The organism is Streptomyces sp. URMC 126, assembly GCF_051386555.1.
In the GTDB taxonomy this organism is placed as follows: Bacteria; Actinomycetota; Actinomycetes; order Streptomycetales; family Streptomycetaceae; genus Streptomyces.
This window is the reverse complement of the sequence record NZ_JBPQTX010001451.1, coordinates 1-229: the sequence shown is the minus strand read 5'-3', so window position 1 is coordinate 229 and position 229 is coordinate 1. Positions and strand designations below refer to the sequence as shown.

Below are 229 nucleotides of genomic sequence, written 5' to 3'. Positions count from 1 at the left end.
CTGGAAGACCTATTGGCGCAGCCCCGGCGACAGCGGGGTGCCGCCGCAGTTCGACTGGTCGGGTGCGGCCAACGTCGCGCAGGCGACGCCGCTGTGGCCCCGCCCCGAGGTGATCGAATCGGGCGGCGAGCGCACGCTGGGCTATCATGACCGGCTGGTGCTGCCCATCGCGCTGACCCCGGCGGCCCCCGGCCAGCCGATGGCCGGGCAGGTCCAGCAGGACATGCAC

At 73.8% G+C, this 229-nt stretch carries 1 protein-coding gene; it reads left to right on the top strand.

Features of this window, described 5'->3' with window-relative positions; genetic code table 11:
* A partial coding sequence (locus tag ACSNOK_RS36640) for a protein-disulfide reductase DsbD domain-containing protein (protein ID WP_436784953.1) occupies positions 1-229 on the top strand: 229 nt, incomplete at both ends.